This is a genomic window from Embleya sp. NBC_00888, from assembly GCF_045207655.1.
GTDB lineage: Bacteria > Actinomycetota > Actinomycetes > Streptomycetales > Streptomycetaceae > Embleya.
Window position 1 is genome coordinate 31101 of the sequence record NZ_CP108787.1, and the last position, 18691, is coordinate 49791.

Consider the following 18691-nt stretch of genomic DNA (forward strand, 5'->3'; position numbering starts at 1 on the left):
TCACGCGCTCGGCGTACCGCGGCGCGGCCGACTCGCCGCGCGCCGGACCGGGCCGGGCTGTCGTCCCTGCTCGCCGCCTTCGACGCGCCGGGATTCACTCCGTGTTGGTGGACCATCGCAACGCCGCGCCCAGCTCCTCGAACAGGGTTCGGCTCGCCGCGGGCAGGTGGGCGGGGATGCCGGCTGCGGCGTCGAGAATGTCGGGGGTGTCCAGGGACTGGCGGAAGACGGCGACTGCGGCGAACGGATAGTCGTGCTCGGCCTCGACCCGCGCGGCCAGGAAGGGCGGCCAGACCCACGCGGGTCGCATCCACGCGCCGCCGTATCGCGACACGTCCACGGCCAGGAGCACACGGCCGGGCATGGAACGGCCCTGCCTCGCCTTGGCGGGCGCGTGTCCGGCCTCGACCACCGCGTGCTCGGCGGAGCCCAACGGCGCTGCCAGCGGGCCGGGCGCGACCCGCCAGGTCGCGCCCGATCCCTCGAGCGACAGTTCGACGCCGAGGGTGACCCGGGAGCCGTTCTTGACGTCGTCGACGACCGACGTCACCAAAGCGGTGTCGAGGTCGCGGGCCCCGGCGGCGCGGACGACGTCCTCGATCAGGCCCTGCACGTGCGGTTCCCGGAGTCTGCTGGGGTAGACGTCGGCGGTGACCACGGCCCCCACCGACCTCGGAAGCGAACGCAGTCGGGCGCCGAGCCTGTCGCACAACTCGTGCAGCCCGCCCGCAGGGGTCCTGGTCGTGACCTCGATACCCAGGGCACGGTCGGGCAGCAGGAAGTCGGGATTGGCGACTCGGGTGTCACCCGGGTGGTAGGCGATGCCCGCGAGATGCAGCGCGCGGGCGACCACCAGCTCGGCGCGGAAGTCCAGGAGTTGGTCGTGGGTCGTGAGCGCCGGAAAGTCCTGACCGCGCTTCTTGGCCCATGCCGTCGCGTCGAGAGGACGCAGGAGTTCCTCGAAAGCGTCCAACGCCGCGGTCGCGGGGGCGTCGGGTTCGTCGACCCACTCCCACAGCGGGTGTTCGGACGGAGCGGTCCGCATCCACCGCTCCAACTCCGGCCACCGTCGGGCGAACACCTCCGCCGTGCGGTCGGACGGGGTCCGACACGCCCCGAACGGCCCCTCCGCGTCGCCCCCGGTCGCGCCCACCATGCTCCCGCCGCCCTTTCTCCGGTACTCGTTCGAGAGCATCGTCGTCGCCTTCCCGTCGGTCGCCCGTGACGATAGTGGACCGAACGGGCTGCTCGTATCGCCGCCTGCGGAAGGCCGTCGGCTCGCCGCCGGCCGGGACTTGGGCCTCCCCGGCTGTGCAACCCGGTGCAAGGGGCCGGGATGTCGGCACCGGCGACGGGCACCGCGCGTTCGCCGAGCGGGCCGGGGGCGGTTGCGCCGTCCACTCGCGGCACCGTGACGCGGCGGCATGGTTCCGGTCACACTCGCGCAGGTCGACCGAGACGGTGGCCCGTGTCCTTGCCCTGTGCGGTCCGCCGCGGTCGCTCTCACCGTTGCGCGCGTGTTCGCGCACCGGGACCGTCAAGGGATCCCGCGGATCGTCCCGCCACCGGTGAGGAAGGCCCTCGCGTGCCGTCCCGCGGCGCCGGCCGAGCGCGGGTGTAGGTCTGCCTGTAGGTCTCCCCCGGCTGCGCAACCCACAGGTTCTGTACGCCCGTACGCAGGTCGCAGTGGGTATCGGCGCCTTTTGCCCGGTCCGATTAAGGGGGGACGAGTGGGGGCCGGGGGGCGAGGTGTGCGAGGAGTCGGCGTGAGGATGCGAGAGCGGCGGCGAATTCAAGGAGTCCGGGGAGAATCGGAAGGCGGTGTGGAGAGGGGTGGGGTCAGCGGAAACGACGGGCGGTCGGGCGGGACGCGGGGGCGGTTCGGCGAAGTTGCGGGCGCTGTCGGGGTATCCGGTGCTGGTCTTGTGGGGAGGGCCGGGTCGGCGCGGGGGGTTCCCTCCCCCGGGCCGGCGCGGGACGGTGCTCGTCCCCTCGGGGGGATCGTCCACCGTGTGAGAGCGGCCCGCACCGCATCCCGCCCCGGCGGCGGCCCGTTCCGCATCCGGGACGGGCCGCCACCGGACGATCATCGCGCCATGATCCTGCCGCTCCGGTGGCCGAACCACGCGTGAGCGGGGAGCGAGGTGCCGGGCAGGAGGCCGGTGATCACCGGAGAGGAAAGGCCGACAACGGGCACCGGTTCCACGCTGCGGTCAAGGGGTTTGACGGCCACACGGCCCTCGCTGGGGCTCAGGCGGACCACGCGGCCGTTCGGGAGGCCGACGACCAAGGAGCCGTAATTCGCGTACCCCAGCCCGCCATAGAAGGCGTCGAGGTCGGGCCGGTGGTTGATGGTCACCGCTCCCCAACCGTCGGCGCGAAACGCGTTCTCCGCCTGCCGAACGAGGGCGCGTCCCACGCCCGTACGGCGGTATTCCGGACGCACGGCCAAACCGTCGATGCTGACGACCCGTCGAGTCAGTGCCGGCCTCAACCCCGAAGCGATCTCGGGGTCTGTGAGCACCCATGACGATGTGCCGGCGATCAGGGCACCGACGGTCCTTCCGGTGTCGTCGAGAGCGACGAGGGCGATGAGGGCGACCGCGCCGGATTCCGACAGTGGGGGCAGACCGCTCTCGATTGCCTTGCGCAGAGCCAAAAGGTCGTCGGGGTCGGCGTCGGGCAGCGCGAGCGTCATCAGAGCGACGAACGCGGGGGCGTGTACCGGGCGCGCCGGGTGAATGGTGAGGTTCCCGCGTGCCGGCACCGTGGCGACGGGGCGGGTGTCGAGGGTTTCGAGAACCCGGGCAAGGGCCTCCTGAGGGTTCCACAGGCCGGCGGCGGACTGCCGGGCGATGGCGTGCACCCGCGCCAACGTGGCGCGTGCGGCGGCGAGTTCGTTCCAACGGCCTTCCGCCTCGCGATTGTGGGCGTCGAACGGATCGTAGTAGGGCTCTTCGGGCACGCGTGGACTCCCCGGAATTCGTGGCTGCGGACGATCGAATATCGGATTGCGGAATTCGGTCGAGGCTTTGAAGCCGTCGACCGATTTCACCCTACGGTCGAATTCCCTTGCCCGAAACACAAAGGAACCCCTCCCGGGCCGGTCCGATTCCGGGAAGGGAATCCCCGGGGAACGAGAGCGATGATTCGGCTCTAGATTGAATTCGAGCGACCCGACGGTCGGGAACTCATTGCGACGCAGGGAGATCACCACGTGGACCGGACTCGTACCTTCTGGAGCACCGCCGCCGATCGCGCACGTCGTCTGACCGCGTGCGGGGACACGCCGGAACGGCTGAAGATCCTCGGCGAGATCGATTGCAACACCTGTCTGTGCAAGGTGGCACTGCTGTTGTCCGTGGACGTCGCCGACGCCTGCCGAGACGAAGAGGGACGTGTTTCACTGGCGCCGTTGGCCCCGCCGACATGTCCTGCGGGACCGTCCGGGGCGCCCACTGCGGACGAGGTCCTACGCGCGCTGTCCTTCCCCACGAAGGCACCGGGCACGGTCGCCGGGCCCATCCGCCACGACGAACGGGCACGGCTTCTCCTGGCGAACGCGTTCGACGTCCCGGCCAACGCCCATGCGGAGTGCCGTGAGGTCGCACTGATGGAACTGTTCATCCCCGTTCGCGAGGACTCGATGCTCATCGCCTCGGCCGTCTCGCTCTGCCTGGAAGCCTTGGATTCCATCGGGAAATGCCAGGACGCCGGATAGGCGAAACTCCGTTTCCGTGCGGACCGGCAAGTCGGTCCGCACGGAAACGTGTCACCTTTCCCCGCACCACCCGCACCGGGAAGGGAACCGGCCGTGAATCGGCCGTCCTCGACTTCCCTATCGTTGAATTCGACGGACCGGGAATCGGCCGCGTGTTCTCAATCGGAGGCGATGGGTATGGACCAGTCGGACCCGGAATGGGCGGACGCCCTCGAATGGGCGGAACGGATCGCGGCGGGCGGGAGCCCCAGGGAACGCTCGACCCTCACCACCGGGGCATTCAACACCCTGGGCGTGAATGGACAATGGCGGTTGGCGTTCCTGCTGCTCGTGAGGGTCGCGCGCGCCTGCCCCCCGGCCCTGTTCGACGTGCGGGGCGGCCCGTCGCTGCGCCTGCTGGTTCCGGCGAGCGAGCGGCTGACGACGCTCGACAACGTGTGCCTCGGCGTAGCCGCGCCCGCGCATCCCGCCGGTGTCCCCGACGGGCCCCGGCCGCTCCGTCCCCATGGACTCGTTCGCCTCCTGCGGGCGCTCGGACGCCGATCGGTTGCAGCCCGGCTCCCACACGCGGCCGTCGCAAGGGACCAGGCGGGGCTCGGGTCGCGCGGGCCCGAGAGTGGGGCCGAGCGGGCCGCTGGCCGACACGGCGGCGCACTGCGCGCGGACGTTGCGCGTCTGCTCGGGGCCGGACACCGGGAGGACGGGGCGCGGATCCTGACACAGGTCGTGTGGGACCGCTTGACGGACGGGCGGCGCGACCCGGAGGCGGCCGAGCGGCAAGTGGCGTCCGTGATGGGCCTGTTCGACGACGATCACGCCCTGGTGGGCGCGATCAGGGACCTGTGCGTGAGCGCGCTGGACACGATCGACCGCGTGCGGGCCGACCGCGACGCGAACGCCGTGCCCGCAGGCGAACCGGCCGACGCGATCACCGCGCGCATCGCCGGCGAGTTCCACGCGACGCACCTGACGGTGTCGGGAGTGTGGGTCGAGGATGTCCGCAGCCGACGCCTGGCGGTCACCCGGCTGACCCTGATCTTCCGCGACGGGCTGCTCGACAGGATCGAGACTGCGAACGAGGACGGCGCGGTCCACCTCAAGGACCTCCTCCTCGTGGACAGCCCCACCGCATGGCCCGAGTGGCTGCGCGTTGTGGTCGGGCGGTTCCTGCGGAACGACACGTGCCCGGACTGCGAACACCTCGCGACGGTGGGGATCGCCTCCGCGCACCACCACGAGTGTCCGACCCGAAGCTGACAACACCACCCACGGACGCGGAGCACGCGACAGCCGGCGCCGTGCGGTGCCGCGAACCCCGTTGTCCACCCGGACCCATACGACCCACCACACGACATCGACGACTTCGGAGACAGCCGTGACCCATCGCCTCGCCCTTCCGATCGACCTGTCCAAGACCATGGGGGTGTGGACGGCTTCCCTGGGAGTCCTTCGGGGTGTCGGTTCCACCCAGCCGGAAGCGCTCGCCGATCTCGGCCGGCTCCTGACGAGGGTTGCCGAACGCAACGACGACGAAGCCGCCTTCGCCATCGACGACGACACCGGGTGTTGGATCGCGGCGGTGCCCGACGGCACGGGCGGCAGCACGGAGTACCGCCTCCACCCGGACCACGCGGGAATCACCGGCGCGAGCAACGAGCCGCCCGCCGAGTACCTGCGCCGGGTGCGCCACTACAGCGTGATCCCGACCCACTGAGACACCTCACCCACCGCCCTTGCCGGGCCGGAGGGAGCGGTTGCTCCCTCCGGCGCCGACCCACCCATCCCGGCCCCCGCCGGTCGATCCCCCGGGAGACTCTCGTGCGCACCGCCCGCTCCGGCCCCGACTTCTCACGCCGACTCGCCGCCCACCTGGGTGACGAATGGCAGACCCACCTGGTGGGCTGTGCCGACCGCGCGATTCTCCAGGGCCCGGGTGATCTCGAACTGGACGTGTGGATCTCCCGGACGGACAAACGCGCGGTCGTCGAGACTCGCTCGAACGCCTCGCTGGTGTGGGCGGACCGCACGGACTACTGGGGGCGGCTGGAGGGCTCGCTGACGGATCCCGCGGCGATGGCCGCGCGCATCCGCACGGAGGTGGTCCCGGCCCGGCAGGAGTTGAACGAGGTCCTGACCGGGCGCACCGAGGTGGCCCGCGCCGCTCTCGACGACTTCCTCGCCGAGGCGGTCCAGACCGTGGGGCCGGACGCCAGGATCGAATACGGCAGTCGACCGGCGGTGGCGTCACTGCGCTGGGACGGCGGAGCGGCGCACCTGCACGCCGACGGCCACGGCCGGATCCGCGCCGCCGCACTCACGCTGAAGGAACTCGACGGCACCGCGACCCTGCGCGTGCTGGCGGCCGGGCCCGGGGCGACCGCGCGCCCCGAAACGCCGCACGCCACCGGGCACGAAACCGCTTCTCCCCCTGCCCCGACCCTGGACACGACCCCATGAAGGCGCCGACCTCGCCTTCTTGCGCGAGGCGCAGCGCCGGGCGCGCACTCTGGACGCGACGGAGCTGCCCGGTCCGGAGCGGGCCCTCGTGCACGGCCTCTACCGGGAGTTCGACGCCCGACGGCACGAAGCGCTGTCGGGCGCGGCGTTCCGCGGCACGAGCGTGACCACGGCATGCGTGCCCGCGTCTGCCGAAGGGGCCGCACGCGACCGATCCCGTTCGACGGCGAGTCGGGCGCCGATCACCCGATGCCCGTGGCCTCTCCCCCATGCCCGGCCCGCCCGAGAACCCTGCGGAGCACGCCGCCCTCGTCGTGACGAGCAAGGGGCGATCGTCGGCGCCGGACCCCAGCCGCACCCCCTTTTCGAGGAGACCCTCATGATTGCTGCACGTTTCGCCCCGCTGGACATCGAATGCCTCGTGACGACCGCCGTGGAGTTGTGGGAGGACATCGACCCCGACGATCTTTCCGGGCACCAGCGGGACATCCTCGACCGCGCACGCGTCGCCATGCTCGCCGAGCACGCCGGCCGGCAGCCGTCCTTCCCCGAAGTGGTGACTTTCATCGGTCCGCGCCCGGCAGGCCGGGCATGGGTGCTGCGCCGCCACAGTCGCCACGAGGACGAGGTGAGCCTCCATGTCGACGAGGACTGCGCCAGGGCCGAACTCGCGAAGTACGCGCGCGGTGTCTGGGACAACGTCGTCGGCGACGAGGGCATCCCCGATCGGCCGCCCGCCGACGACCGTGACGTTGTGCGGCTCTACTACGGCCCCGACCGCGACGGCCGCCCGGACGAGGGATACAGCCTCCATCCCGAGAAGATCATCGGGCGTGGCCGGACCCGCATCGTGGCGCTCGACCATCGCTTCCCCGACGAGGATGCGTGCGAGCAGGCCAATCGGGATGCCATCTTTCATCCGCAGACCGACGCCGACGGCCTCCCGTGCGTCGAGATCGACGGCGTTCTGGTGTTCGCCTACCTCGATCACGAGGCCGGCGCCGTCCGGGTCTCCGTACACCTGGACTCCGCGCAGGACCGACTGTTGCGTCCCGACGGGAGCGTGCCGCTGCGCGTGGAGGTCGAGGACGACCTGGTGCTGGACACCGGTACGGGGGGCGCTTCCGAGCGGGGTCTTCTGGCCGAACTGCTCGATGCCGCCGACGACCTCCAGGAGCAGGCGATCCGCGAGGCGGCGATCGCGGCCGGCGTTCTGTGGCGCTGCCCGACCTGTCGGTGGGACAACCCCGCCCAGGCCTCCCGCTGCGAAGGTCCCGGCGCCTGCCGCGTCCCGAAGCCGAGGAAGACCGGGTGACGGCGCGACCCCGACCGGGGTCGTCGACGCCGCAGGTCCTCGACCGGGCACGAACACCGCCGCCGCGTCGACGACCCCCGGTCGGGGCGCTCGATCACCGTCATGCGTGGGGACGACGAGGCGCTCGTCGTGAGCATCGACATCGACCCCGCCCCCGAGCGCCGCGACCCCATCGGGACCGTAGCCATGCGCGTCTACGTCGACGCCTTGCTCGCCCACGACGGGGGCGACTTCGACCCGCACCGCATCCAGAGGGCCACCCCCGCCGGGGCGGAGGCCCCTTCGCCCCGGCACCAGGCCCAGACCCGCGCCACCACCGCCGGGCCCACCGACAAGCGCCCGACCTCACCGAAGGACAGGACATGACCGTCGATCAGCCCGACCACACGGAGTTCCCGGAACTCCCCCCGGTTCGAGTCGTCGCCGCTCACACCGACGGCACGGCGACGAGTCTCGCCCTCGCCCCACTCGCCCCGATCCACATCACCGCCGTACGCAGCGAGGACGGAATGCTCGTGATCCACGTGGACAGCGAGGACGACAGCGACGCCGCCGTGCGCGAACGCCGCGACCGCAACGGCTCGGTGGCCATGCGGATCTACGTCGCCGCCGTCCTCGCCCACGACGAGGGCGACGACATCCACCCCGAATGGCCCCCTCACCCGCACCCCGGAGGCGGAGGCGACTCTCCGCCCCAGACCCCGCCCAGGAGGAATCCGTGACCACCCGCACAGCACCCTCACCCACCACCCGACGACCCAGGCGTGAGCGGCTACCCCCTCCTCGGCACCGAGTCCTTCGAGGGCCCGGGCCGGGGGGACGACAATCCCGTCCCCGGTGTGAACACCGCACAAGCGCACCGGCGAATGGATCGAGCGACGTACGCATACGCCCGGCACCGGCGTGTCGAGCCCTCGCGGGCGTGGACATCCCTGTTGCGACGTCGCGGACGCCAAGGCCGGGGACCCTCCCGACGCCCGCACCGCAGGCGCCCCGTCCCGGATCCTTCCCCACCCGATCGACTAGGAGTTCCTGACGATGATCCCCTACACCCCCGTGCACGACCGTCTCGTCCTGCACGGCGCGTTCGAACCCCACGCGCCAGGCACCGAGTTCTTCGAGGGCCCGGAGCGAGGGGACGACGATCCTGTCCCCGGTGCGGACGACCCGTGGCGCACGGACACCGGCGAGCGGAACCGGGGGCACCTGCGCGACCGCAATCGGCGCGGTATCCGCGCACTGGGGCGTCACCGGGGCGCAGGCCCGCGCGTGGCTGGTCGCCAACGGGCACCACGACGCCGCCCGCCGACACTTCGGGACCTCGGCGTGAGCGCGAACGCCGCCGTTGGGCCGGTGGTTCCGGTCGCGATCCGGGCCGCCGGCGGCGTGCCGCCCCTACGGGGTGTGCCCGGTCCCGACGGAGGTCCGCGACCGCACACGCCGGCTGATGCCGCCGAGACGTTCCCGTCCGTGTGGTCGACGACACGAGAGGCACCTCGATCATGAGCTTCACTCCGCCCCCCGTGCCGGCGGAACTCGCCGATCTGCCCAGGACCAGGGCCGGATTGGTGGTGCCCGGAATCAGCCTGCGCCACCGCGACGGCACCGCCGTCCTGGGCATGGTCGACCATCGCCGCGCCCGCGACGCGCTGGTCCGGGGCCTGTGTCAGATCTGTCTGCGTCCGCTGGATGCTCGGATCGTCGCACTCGCCCGCCCCCGTGACCTCGTCCAGGGGTGGATCTGCGAACCGGCGATGCACCGGGTCTGCGCGCACTATTCGATTCTGGGGTGTCCCATGTTGGCAGGAGTGCTCACGCACTACCGTGCCTCGCGCCCCGCGTCCGTCAGACAACCCTGCGGCGACCGGCAATGTCACTGCATCGCCTGGGCGCCCGAGGATCCCCACGGCCCGCCCCCGAACGCGCCCGCGGAACCCTGGTACACGGTGTGGCTGGCGCCCGACTCGTACCGCGTCGGCATCCACCCCGCCACCGGGCGCCCGGCCCTCGACCTCTCCCGCGCACGGCCGTTGGCGATCCGACCTCTTCCGGCGACGGGCGCCACCAGTGAACAAGCCGACATGTACCGGGGAATCTTCCAATCCCGGGCATTCCTGTCCGACCTCTGGTGACCGTGGGCATCGCCCGGCCGCGACACGACGTCACAACGACACGACGTCACAACCGAGATCCGAATGTGGACGACGCCCGGACGGGGCGATCGGCGCTCGGCGAACCGGACGCGGGCGCTCACCACGAATCGCGTGACGGCGGCACAAAACGCCGGGCGCGGCGACGCGCCGGTCCGGGCACGGTCGTCACGGCGGCGGCACCCGTCCCACCCGGTCGATGCGGCAACGACGGCCGTACGCCGTACGCGGCCGTACGCGGCCGTACGCGGCCGTACGCGGCCGTACGCGGCCGTACGCGGCCGTACGCGGCCGTACGCGGCCGTACGCGGCCGTACGCGGCCGTACGCGGCCGTACGCGGCCGTACGCGGCCGTACGCGGCCGTACGCGGCCGTCGCCGAACTCGGGGCCGGGGTGCGCGTGTTCCCTCTCGGGGCCGGGATGCGCGTGTTCCGCGCGCGGCTGCGGTGCACACCGCTCGGGCCCGGCGTCTGCCGCATGCGTGGTGCGTCCCGGACCGTGCCGCGCGTTCCTCGCGGCGGGCCCGGGGCGCCGGCCTGTCGGCTGTTGTGACGCACGCAGGGTCGCAGCCGGTCGTGTGGGGGGTGAATCCTCCCGCGTGATCCGCGCCCGCCGACGAGGTCGACCAGGCGCCGGGCGCGGAGCTGTCGGGACCGAGCCCGGGCGGGGGTGGATGCTGCCCGGCGGGTCGCGCGCCCGGCTGCCCTGTCCCGGTGTTCGTTCCGACCCGGGCGCGAATCCCGCGCGAAGAGCGCACCCATCGGCGGGCGGGACGAACGCCGCCGCGGGGCCGATGGTTTCGACGTGAAGGGGCGCTCGGGAAACGGAGCCGGCCAAAGCCGTTGCGGCCCGGCATGTCGACGGACCGCAGCCGGGGCCGGGCGTGTTCGCGTGTGCGGGGCGCCCGCGCACTTTCGTGGGTCTCCCGGCCGTGCAAAACGACCGTGGGCACGCCCGTTGGGGTGCGCGCGCTGTGCGCTCGTCCGTGTGTGCCGAGTACGTGTGCGGCGGCTGCGTGCGTGCCGCGCGGTGAACGGTCCGGTCGACGCCACACGGACACGCACGGTCCGCGTGTCGCCCACCGGCCGCGGCGCGTCCGCGACGGACGAACCCGCCGTCCTGTGGACGGCTTCGACCACGCCTTCGGCCGCCGCACGCACACGACGCCGTGCGGCCGTCGCCGGCCCCGAGCAGGCCGGCGCGGGCCTGCGGCCGATCGGGGACCCGGCGGCCCGGCCTTCATCGAACCGGCAGGAGGAACATGAACACCCCGCGGACCCCTCGCGCCGAAACCACCCCCGGCCGAACCGGGGATGCCGACGCCGGCGTTCCCCGACACAGGCGTTACCGCACGCTCCGGGACCCTCGCGAACGGCGGGTCGACGTCGGCGAGGAGTACGACGCCGGAAAGGCGACCGGTCGGGGACCGGCGAGCGCAGACCCGGCCCAACCGGCGAGCGGCGAACCCCCGCGCGACGGTGCCCGGTCCGGCGGCCGTGCCGACGCGCCGGCGCCGCGCGACGACGGGACCGCGACCGCCCCCGACGTCGTCACGGACCACACGCCGGGCTGCGACGGAGGCAGGACCAGCCCCTGCCCGCGCCGCGTCGTGTGGCGCATACGCGCCGCCGATGCGTCTGCCACCTGGATCTTCACGTGCGGTATCCATCTCGCATGGGCGGCCTGCGAGTCCGCCGCCGGAGGACACGGCCGGCTGGACCTGCGACGCATCACCGCGGACGAACCCTGAACCCGCCCGATCGCCACACCCCCGTGGTGGCCGGACGGGGCCCGCGCCCGGACAGCCGCTGTGGACCTCGGTGAAACGGTGTTCGGCAGACACGGAGCTGGCGGCGGGCGGCGGCGGCAACGACTCGACCGGTGCGTGCCCTCGGCCGTGGCGTGCTCCGACATGTCGTGACGACCGGGTCGTTCCGTTCTCGGCCTTCACGCTCCCATACGCGGCGACCCCGTTCGGGCGCGGTCGCCCGGCCGTCGTGTGTGCCCCGTGGCTCTCGTCGACGACGTGTGCGCTCCAGGTGCGGTCGACGACGTGTGTGCCCCGGTGCGTGCGGCGGTGTCCGTGCGCTCGTTGCCCTGGGTGTCGTGTCCGGGCGCACGGCGCTGTGCGTGTGCGGCTCTGCGGTGTGCGTATCGGCTGTGCGCGCCGTGTGCGACCGGGCCGGCCGGGCGGCTCGGGAAGTCGCGTGGCCGACGTGGTGCGCCGCGTGGGTACGCGCGTGCGGTCGCCGTGCGGTGGGCACGCCGCGCGTCCGGGTGTGCGCTCGTGCGTCCCGACCGTTCTTGTGCGCGGCCTGCGCACGATCGCATTCCCCATGGTCACGAACACCGACACGGCACGGCGGGCCGCAGCCGCGTCCACGAGTACGGCTCGCGGCCGACCGGACCAGGGTGTCCGACGGTCGGGGCAGGTCGGTCACCGGCGCGGGTCGGTCGGTGGCCGGGATCACGGGGATTCCCGTCCGGTCCTCGGCGCGGCTGTGTCCGGGCAGTGTGGACGGCCGGGAGTGGGCGACAATCGACCCCGGACGAGCGGGGAACGAACGGCTCACGGCGCGGTCGAACACGGACCGGCGACGCGGCCGGAGCCCGATTCCCGGGGAACGGCCGGCCGCTCGTGGTGAAGACACCCACACCGACGAGCAAGGCCGGGTCCGTGAAAGCTCGGTGCCCGGCTGTCATCCGCGGTCGAGAACGCCCCTGTGGGCCCGGCGGACGGCCGCGATCGAACGCTCGCTCGTTTCGGGTGGAGCCGCGAGATCCCGGGCGAGCGCGTCATAGGCCTCGCGATCGAGATAGGTACAGCCGAGGGAGGCTCGCAGGACACGCATGGCCTCCTCCAGGGCGGCGACCCTGACGAAGTCGCTCAACTGCACCTCCTCGGCGTCCGCCGCCTCCTGCAGCTGCTTCGCGCCCGGGGGCAGACGCACTTCCAGCCGGTCGTCCGCCATCGTCTCGCCCTCTCGTCGGGGCCGTCATCGTCCCTCGCCGACGCGCGGTCGGACAAACGTACGGACACACGTACGCACGGCACGGCCCGGTGCGCCGACCCCTGGTGGATGACTCGGACCCAGCACGCGGACCTCGACATGCCCCGGAAACCGTCGCCCCGCGTCGTGGCACGCGTGTGGGACTCCGATTTCCGCGGCGACGACGTTCTGCTCGACCTCCACGACGGCGCCCGCTCGACACCGCTCGCCGCCGACGTCGACCGCACCCACACGTGCGAGATGTGCGGCGCCCACAGCGAGCGCGTCCTCGCCGTCCACCCGCGACACGGCCGCCGCCGCTTGTGCCCGGCGTGCGCGAAGGTCGCCACGATCCGGACCGCCCAGCGCGAGGCCGTCACCCGACGCGCGGCCGAGAGCGCCTGGGCGCGCCGGGTCGTCGCCGACCCGACCAGCGCGTGGGCCCACCTGCGCTACGGGCCCCGCAGCCGCACCGAAGCCGGCCGCCGGCGGCGGCCGCCCTACGTCCTGGTGACCGCCGTCGACCACACCGGCGCGACCCTGGTCCGCACGACCATCCGCCTCGCGGGACCCCGTTCGACCGACGAGGTCCCGAACAACGCCGTCCCGCTGGACAAGGCCGCCCGCCAGCTCACGCGCCGGCTCGGCGGCCGCCGACTGATCGTGTGGCGCGCCGAGGACGCCGCCGCGATCCGGGAATGGACGGGTGACGGCCCGGCCGCGTGCCGATACGTCGACGGCGACGCCCTCGCCCAGCGTCTGCCGGCGTGGCGCGGTGTCGTCACCCGCGCCGGCGCACGGGTGCCCACTTGTCTGTCCCCCGGCCGCGCGGACCGCCTGTTCGTGGCGACCATGCGCATGGCTTCCCTGCCCGAGCTCGACGACGACGCCCGCGCGTGGCTGACCGCGGGCCCCGGCACCGCCCGCGTCGAGGTCACCGGCGACGAGGAGTTCACCCGCCGCGTCCACGCCGTCCTACGCGCCGTCGACATCGTCGCCGACGACGCCGAACCCGCACCGACCCCCCTGCGCGGGATGCCCGGCACCGTCACCATGGCCGTGCACTGCCACCGCGACGGCACCACCGGCTGACCCACACGCGCCCGCCACCACGCGACATCGACACACACCCCGGACACACAGTTCGCGGACACGTCGCCGAACCGCGGACCCGCGACCGGCGACTGCGGGCACCGACTTCGTCGCCCTGGGCCGACAGGACTTCGGGACGCGTCACCCACCCGGCCCCCCAACCACCGAACAACCGGCAGGGCCGCAGCCGTGCACGGCCACGCCGAGCCGTGCCGAGCCGTTCGAGGGCCTCGCCGCGTCGGCGGGCGCCGTCGCCGCGAAGGCGTTACGGACGCCGAGGACCACGACTCGGCGGCACACCTCCTCCAGGCCGCCGGCGCGGCCGGCAGACCGAACGAAGCGCGCGACCGGCCATCGACGACCCGACCGTCCGGGCACGTCACGCCGGGCCGCGTCCGGCACGGGGATCCCGCCGGCGCCGCGGGCCGGACGGGCAGTCGGGTGAGCCGTCGTTGCCCCGCGCGGGATCGTTCGTTGGGCCGGGCATGGAGACGGAACTCGAGGTGGCACGGCTGTTGGACCTCTACGAGACGTTCGGACGAGCGGTGGTGGCGACCAACGACGAAGATCCGGACCTCGCACGCGCGTTGATGATGCAGGCCGCGATCAGACACGGCCCGGAGAACCTCCTCGCCGTCGCGGACCAGGTCCTCAACGGCGACACACCCAACCCCGTCGACCGAGCCCACTGGGAGGCGTGGCTCCTGGGCCTGCACATCCGGCTCTGAACAGCATTCGGGTACCTCGGATCGTGGTCCGTCGCGTCCTCGCCGGGCGGAACGGCCGTACCGCCGGTCCGTATCGGCGACACGACGGGATCGGGCGCAGCGTGCGGCCCAGGCCCCGCAGGCGCGACGACCCGGCCACGGTCGCCGCCGAACTCAACAGCCGACCACGCAAGACGCTCGACTCGGAACCCCAGCCGAGCGCCTGTCTAAACTGCTCGCGGCATGATGAACCGACCACGTGTTGACAACCACTCGGATTCGCCATCCCCGGGAGCCGGGAGACCACGGCCCGAACCCACAGGCTGCCGCGCTCAGGTGGCGTCGTCCTCGGACCGAGACGTCTCCCAGGTGTGGCGTCTGCCCGGGACCGCATCGAGGAGACCCGGCCAACGCTCGGCCACCATCTTCAGATTGACTCGCGCCCGCTGGAGATTGCAGTCGAAACCGATCCCCTGGTAGGCGGCGAGCGCACGCTTGCCGTCCCAGACCCCGGGTTCGGCTCGGATGCGGTCACGAAGCTGCTCGAGTCGCGGTGCTTCCCCCCACGCTCCGGCCTGCGTATGGACCGTGCCATCCGTGTCCATCGGTTCATCCTTTCTGCGTCAAGCCGTTGGGCCTCCTCGTGTAGCCCCCAACGAGAACAACCCCGGTCGGGGCCGGGGCCGTTCCGAAGACCCTACGGAAGCCCCGACGCCTCCTCGAGGTGGCCGGCGCTAAGGCCGGTGAACGAATACACCGGGCCGGGCGAGGCGGCCCGGCCGATGGCCGCCGCCGGGGCACCCGGCAGGTGGGCCGACGAAGGTACGCGCCGGGGGTTCCTCACGCCGACGGCCACGCAGTGCCGCGGGTGGACAGCCACTTCTGCAACACCGCGTGGTCCAGCTCGGTCAGGCCGGGTCCCGTCCACGTCTCATTGTCGCTCTCGTGAAGAACGATCAGACCTCGATCCCGAAACCCGACCAGGACCCGGCGGTCCCACGCGGGGTGGTAGCGGACGGGCATCTCGTCGCGGATGATGCGGAGGACGTCCGCGAGCCGAGCGGTCAGGACTTGCTTGCGCCCGCCGACATCCACGTACGACATCCGTCGGTCACGCGACGTCAACGATGCCTCCGTCGCTGGATCCCCGGCCGGCAGGAGCGACGGCCCGCTCCGGGCACGCCCGCGTCCTCGCCCGCGCGGCGAGCACCGCGTCGATGCAGGACCGCACTACCGGCGAAGACGCAACACGGGCATTGCACGCACTCCGCACACTGGTCGTCACGGTCGCGACCGACACCACGCCCTCGACCAGGGCCGGCACACACTCGACCCTCACGTCAGGGAACATCAGGGCCCGGCCGCGACACCACGATGGCAACACAGCTCCCTCCATCGCCCACGAGCAGCACCGCCCGCACAACTCCCCCGAGCAGAAAGTCCGTTGCCCGCACCGCGTGCACATGTTCCTCGGCATACCCCAATTGTTGCCGCCCACGGGAACAACGCCCCACACAACCGCAAGACCGGTGCCACGCGAGTCGAGCTCACCCGATCTCCGGCCGGCCCCGCGGTGTTTCGGCCCACGCGGGCACGCCGCCCGCACCCGACCGAAACGGCACCGCGCGCACCACGGCCGGCTCCCGCACGAGGTGCCGTCACCCGACGAGCACGCCCGGGACACCGCCGGCTCACGCGGCTGCGGCCAGGCGGACGGCGTACGCCACCAGCGCGGCCGCGGCGGACCGACGCAACGGCACACCCCACGAGACGGTGGTGACACGGCCGTTGCGGCACAGCACGCCGCGGCCGTCCTCGTACGCAAAGGTGACACCGCGCAGGCCGGGCAGCCGCTCGGGAAACACCGGGCCGACGATGCCCGACGGGCACACGGCAAGGTCGGCGGCCAGATGCCGAAGGTGGTGCGCGTCGTGGTCGCACGGTCCGGGGCATATGACCAGGGCCAGCCGGGGGCCTTCCGACGTTTCGTACAGGGCGTGGCGTGTACCGGCGCCCAGCCGCCTTTCGCGTACCACCGCCGTCGCGGCGGCGGGGTTGTCGCGGGTCAGCCAGAACGCCTGGCCGTCGTCGTCGTGCCACGCCCAGCCGATACGGACGCCGGGGGTGCGGCGAACCTCCTGCCACGTCGCCGGGATCGCCGTCCGCTCGTCGGGCCACGCGTACAGGTCGAGCGTGCTGCGGCCCGAGGCCGGATCCGCCCACATCGCCCCCGGCGTCGGCGGCAGGGGCCGCACGCGGGCCAGGAACACCGCAACGCCCGGGGGCCATTCCAGCCCGCCTTCCCGCGCCAGGACACGGGCCTGCACCGGGCATTGCCCGCACCACCCCGGCGCCAGGCGGTGACAGCGTTCGTACCCTCCCCAGCGTTGGCGGCCGGTCATCGACTCGAACAGCGTCGGAAAATCCGTCGGTTGCCAACCGCACTGATGACGCCGGTCGAAGTGCGCGTTCAACGACAACCTGTTCCACCCCAGGCCGTCCGGCCCCCTGTCGCCGTAACCGGGCTGGTCGAGAAAGATCGGCATGACATGTACTCCCTGGTGGAAGCGACCCGCACCCCCGCATGGGGGCCGGCCCGCGAGACGAACCCGCCGCGGAACTCCGCGCAGGCGTGGCATCAACGACAGACGGTGGCGTCCCCGACCGGGAGCGCACACCACCACATGAACGAGAAGCCCGCAGGCGCGCGTTCACCGCGGGCGGGCGCCGACGGGCGGACGACCTGACGTCCACCGCCCGGAGGCGAGGCCGGCGACGGCCCGGTACGGGCAACAGCGGGTGACGTGGTCCGGCCCGAACAGGGTCGACAACAGGTACCCACGCCGCTGTTCACCCGTTCGGGCACCGGGCGCCGCCGGCAACAACCCCGGACGCAGACGACACGACGATCCGGCGTTGCGACCGGCGGGCCCCGGGGCCCGGTGTGGGACCGCACCGCCGACCGGCGGCGAAGCGGTCCCGGGGTCAGCCGCCGAGGCCGGGGAACATCGCGTCACGCGCCTCCATGTGGGGTCCGCAGAAGGCGTGGTCCGGGTCCTTGCGCGCGCCGCACCCGGGTACCTCCCAGTTCTCGACCGTCGTCGGCCAGGCACACCTGTCCTCGGCCGCGCGGGCGTGCGCGAAGACCAACTCGAAGTCCGACAACGACATCTGCCGCGTGGAGTACCGCCGGCCCTTCATGACCTCCGCGCCGGGCCACGGCCCGTCGGGCATCTCGACACCCTCGTCCTCGCGGTGGTCTACGGCCACCACACGCCCGGTGACGTAGTGCTCGACCCGGCGCCGTTCGTGGCCGCTCTCCATGTCCACCGCCACGTACAGGAGCGTCGGTTCCGGGGCGTGCGTGCTCGATCGACGGTGTTCATAGCATTCCACCGTGGGCAGCCCGTCCCGCTTCAGGAGCCGGATCCGGTGTCCGCGGTCGAACTGTTCGGGTGTCAGCGGGGCGACGTTCACGACCAGACCGGTGTGTCCCTCGACCTCCTGCGCGGTGAAGGTGCGCGCGGCTCCGTCGGCGTCTCGCAGCGGCATCGTCAGTTCACCGGCGCACGCGAGCCGCCGCAGCCACTCGGGCACGTTCGCCTCGGTGATCTCGTTCATGCCGATGGTCAACGCGACGCAGCCGAGGGCGACGGTGACGGGATGATGGTCCCCGTACACGAAGAACCCTCCCGCGCGCTCCTCTTCCGGCCGCGGCCAACGCCGCGCGTAATCGACGATGTTCGTGGTGTCCAAGCCGATCATGGGTGTACTCCCTCGAGTCTCGGTGCCGACGGCGGGCGTACGCCGGTACGGCCGCCATGGCAAGTCGCCGTACCGGCCTGAACGCGACGCCTGCCAGACGCAAACACGCCCTTGCGGCCGAAGCGGGATCACCGCAGTTGCGTACGGCCAACGGGAACCCACTCTGAACCCCGCCCACCCGCCACCGCCCGCCCCCGAACACCCACCCCCGCACCCACCGCCCAGGGAAGGGCCACCAACCAGCCGAACCAAAGTGCTCGCGCCGGCGGTCGCCCCGCGCCGAAACCCAAAGGTTCGGACACGGGGCGACCACACGTCACGACCGGGCAACGCTCACCCGGCCGGCCGGCGCGTCAACGCAACAAGGCGGGCGCCCACCCGTAGCGCGCGAAGCAACCCGGGAAAAGCGCCCATGGGCACGTCGACACGGAACGTGCCCGAACCACCGAAGAACGGGGGTCCGGACACGGGACCCGACACCGGCAGATCAGAA

19 protein-coding genes are annotated in these 18691 nt (G+C 72.5%); 12 read left to right on the forward strand and 7 right to left on the reverse strand.

The window, feature by feature from the left end; translation table 11 throughout:
- Positions 1–94: 94 nt before the first annotated feature.
- Both OG948_RS60535 and OG948_RS60540 read right to left on the reverse strand, forming a co-directional pair.
- On the reverse strand, positions 95–1195 hold the full coding sequence (locus OG948_RS60535) for a hypothetical protein (RefSeq protein WP_331733205.1): 1101 nt from the start codon (positions 1193–1195) through the stop codon (positions 95–97).
- A gap of 891 nt (positions 1196–2086) precedes the next feature.
- Entirely contained in the window at positions 2087–3055 is a 969-nt protein-coding gene (locus OG948_RS60540; RefSeq protein WP_331733208.1) for a GNAT family N-acetyltransferase, read from the reverse strand.
- 162 nt (positions 3056–3217) lie between these two features.
- Here OG948_RS60540 and OG948_RS60545 point away from each other — a divergent pair, with 162 nt between their 5' ends.
- The 10 genes from OG948_RS60545 to OG948_RS60590 all read left to right on the forward strand — a co-directional run bounded on the left by OG948_RS60545 (position 3218) and on the right by OG948_RS60590 (position 11394).
- Entirely contained in the window at positions 3218–3721 is a 504-nt protein-coding gene (locus tag OG948_RS60545) for a hypothetical protein (protein ID WP_331733210.1), read from the forward strand.
- Between the two features lie 177 nt (positions 3722–3898).
- Entirely contained in the window at positions 3899–4978 is a 1080-nt protein-coding gene (locus OG948_RS60550) for a hypothetical protein (RefSeq protein ID WP_331733211.1), read from the forward strand.
- A gap of 118 nt (positions 4979–5096) precedes the next feature.
- Positions 5097–5435 carry a hypothetical protein gene (locus tag OG948_RS60555; RefSeq protein ID WP_331733214.1) on the forward strand — a complete coding sequence of 113 codons (339 nt, stop codon included), beginning with the start codon at positions 5097–5099 and terminating at the stop codon, positions 5433–5435.
- Between the two features lie 104 nt (positions 5436–5539).
- Positions 5540–6178: a hypothetical protein gene (locus OG948_RS60560; RefSeq protein ID WP_331733217.1), complete on the forward strand. Its 639-nt coding sequence runs from the start codon at positions 5540–5542 to the stop codon at positions 6176–6178.
- 379 nt (positions 6179–6557) lie between these two features.
- Positions 6558–7493, forward strand: coding sequence for a hypothetical protein (locus OG948_RS60565; protein WP_331733220.1), 936 nt, complete (start codon positions 6558–6560; stop codon positions 7491–7493).
- Positions 7494–7595: 102 nt separating this feature from the next.
- On the forward strand, positions 7596–7859 hold the full coding sequence (locus OG948_RS60570) for a hypothetical protein (protein ID WP_331733223.1): 264 nt from the start codon (positions 7596–7598) through the stop codon (positions 7857–7859).
- A complete protein-coding gene (locus OG948_RS60575) occupies positions 7856–8215 on the forward strand; it encodes a hypothetical protein (protein WP_331733226.1) in 360 nt (119 codons plus the stop codon). Before OG948_RS60570 ends, OG948_RS60575 begins: the two co-directional genes overlap by 4 nt.
- 434 nt (positions 8216–8649) lie before the next feature.
- Positions 8650–8823 carry a hypothetical protein gene (locus OG948_RS60580; protein WP_406301002.1) on the forward strand — a complete coding sequence of 58 codons (174 nt, stop codon included), beginning with the start codon at positions 8650–8652 and terminating at the stop codon, positions 8821–8823.
- Positions 8824–8995: 172 nt separating this feature from the next.
- Positions 8996–9625, forward strand: a complete 630-nt coding sequence (locus tag OG948_RS60585; RefSeq protein WP_406301003.1) for a hypothetical protein — start codon at positions 8996–8998, stop codon at positions 9623–9625.
- 1280 nt (positions 9626–10905) lie between these two features.
- Positions 10906–11394, forward strand: a complete 489-nt coding sequence (locus tag OG948_RS60590; RefSeq protein ID WP_406301004.1) for a hypothetical protein — start codon at positions 10906–10908, stop codon at positions 11392–11394.
- Positions 11395–12343: 949 nt separating this feature from the next.
- Here the strand turns inward: OG948_RS60590 and OG948_RS60595 are convergent.
- Entirely contained in the window at positions 12344–12616 is a 273-nt protein-coding gene (locus OG948_RS60595; protein WP_331733231.1) for a DUF1778 domain-containing protein, read from the reverse strand.
- A 174-nt stretch (positions 12617–12790) separates the two neighbouring features.
- On the opposite strand from OG948_RS60595, the gene OG948_RS60600 reads away from it, so the two are divergent.
- A complete protein-coding gene (locus OG948_RS60600) occupies positions 12791–13726 on the forward strand; it encodes a hypothetical protein (protein WP_406301005.1) in 936 nt (311 codons plus the stop codon).
- A 485-nt stretch (positions 13727–14211) separates the two neighbouring features.
- Positions 14212–14454: a hypothetical protein gene (locus OG948_RS60605; protein WP_331733236.1), complete on the forward strand. Its 243-nt coding sequence runs from the start codon at positions 14212–14214 to the stop codon at positions 14452–14454.
- A gap of 311 nt (positions 14455–14765) precedes the next feature.
- Here OG948_RS60605 and OG948_RS60610 read toward each other — a convergent pair whose 3' ends face one another.
- The 4 genes from OG948_RS60610 to OG948_RS60625 form a co-directional block, all read right to left on the reverse strand.
- Positions 14766–15038: a hypothetical protein gene (locus OG948_RS60610; protein WP_331733239.1), complete on the reverse strand. Its 273-nt coding sequence runs from the start codon at positions 15036–15038 to the stop codon at positions 14766–14768.
- 235 nt (positions 15039–15273) lie between these two features.
- Positions 15274–15558, reverse strand: coding sequence for a hypothetical protein (locus OG948_RS60615; protein WP_406301006.1), 285 nt, complete (start codon positions 15556–15558; stop codon positions 15274–15276).
- 566 nt (positions 15559–16124) lie between these two features.
- Complete coding sequence (locus OG948_RS60620; RefSeq protein WP_331733245.1) at positions 16125–16979, reverse strand: hypothetical protein; 855 nt, start codon at positions 16977–16979, stop codon at positions 16125–16127.
- Between the two features lie 439 nt (positions 16980–17418).
- Complete coding sequence (locus OG948_RS60625) at positions 17419–18198, reverse strand: hypothetical protein (RefSeq protein ID WP_331733248.1); 780 nt, start codon at positions 18196–18198, stop codon at positions 17419–17421.
- Between the last annotated feature and the right edge of the window lie 493 nt (positions 18199–18691).

What these genes read in the sequence shown, in the direction of transcription:
- OG948_RS60535 (WP_331733205.1), bottom strand. Translation starts at nt 1,195, where the DNA reads ATGCTCTCGAACGAGTACCGGAGAAAGGGCGGCGGGAGCATGGTGGGC.
- OG948_RS60550 (WP_331733211.1), top strand. Translation starts at nt 3,899, where the DNA reads ATGGACCAGTCGGACCCGGAATGGGCGGACGCCCTCGAATGGGCGGAA.
- OG948_RS60565 (WP_331733220.1), top strand. Translation starts at nt 6,558, where the DNA reads ATGATTGCTGCACGTTTCGCCCCGCTGGACATCGAATGCCTCGTGACG.
- OG948_RS60570 (WP_331733223.1), top strand. Translation starts at nt 7,596, where the DNA reads ATGCGTGGGGACGACGAGGCGCTCGTCGTGAGCATCGACATCGACCCC.
- OG948_RS60575 (WP_331733226.1), top strand. Translation starts at nt 7,856, where the DNA reads ATGACCGTCGATCAGCCCGACCACACGGAGTTCCCGGAACTCCCCCCG.
- OG948_RS60585 (WP_406301003.1), top strand. Translation starts at nt 8,996, where the DNA reads ATGAGCTTCACTCCGCCCCCCGTGCCGGCGGAACTCGCCGATCTGCCC.
- OG948_RS60590 (WP_406301004.1), top strand. Translation starts at nt 10,906, where the DNA reads ATGAACACCCCGCGGACCCCTCGCGCCGAAACCACCCCCGGCCGAACC.
- OG948_RS60595 (WP_331733231.1), bottom strand. Translation starts at nt 12,616, where the DNA reads ATGGCGGACGACCGGCTGGAAGTGCGTCTGCCCCCGGGCGCGAAGCAG.
- OG948_RS60605 (WP_331733236.1), top strand. Translation starts at nt 14,212, where the DNA reads ATGGAGACGGAACTCGAGGTGGCACGGCTGTTGGACCTCTACGAGACG.
- OG948_RS60610 (WP_331733239.1), bottom strand. Translation starts at nt 15,038, where the DNA reads ATGGACACGGATGGCACGGTCCATACGCAGGCCGGAGCGTGGGGGGAA.
- OG948_RS60620 (WP_331733245.1), bottom strand. Translation starts at nt 16,979, where the DNA reads ATGCCGATCTTTCTCGACCAGCCCGGTTACGGCGACAGGGGGCCGGAC.
- OG948_RS60625 (WP_331733248.1), bottom strand. Translation starts at nt 18,198, where the DNA reads ATGATCGGCTTGGACACCACGAACATCGTCGATTACGCGCGGCGTTGG.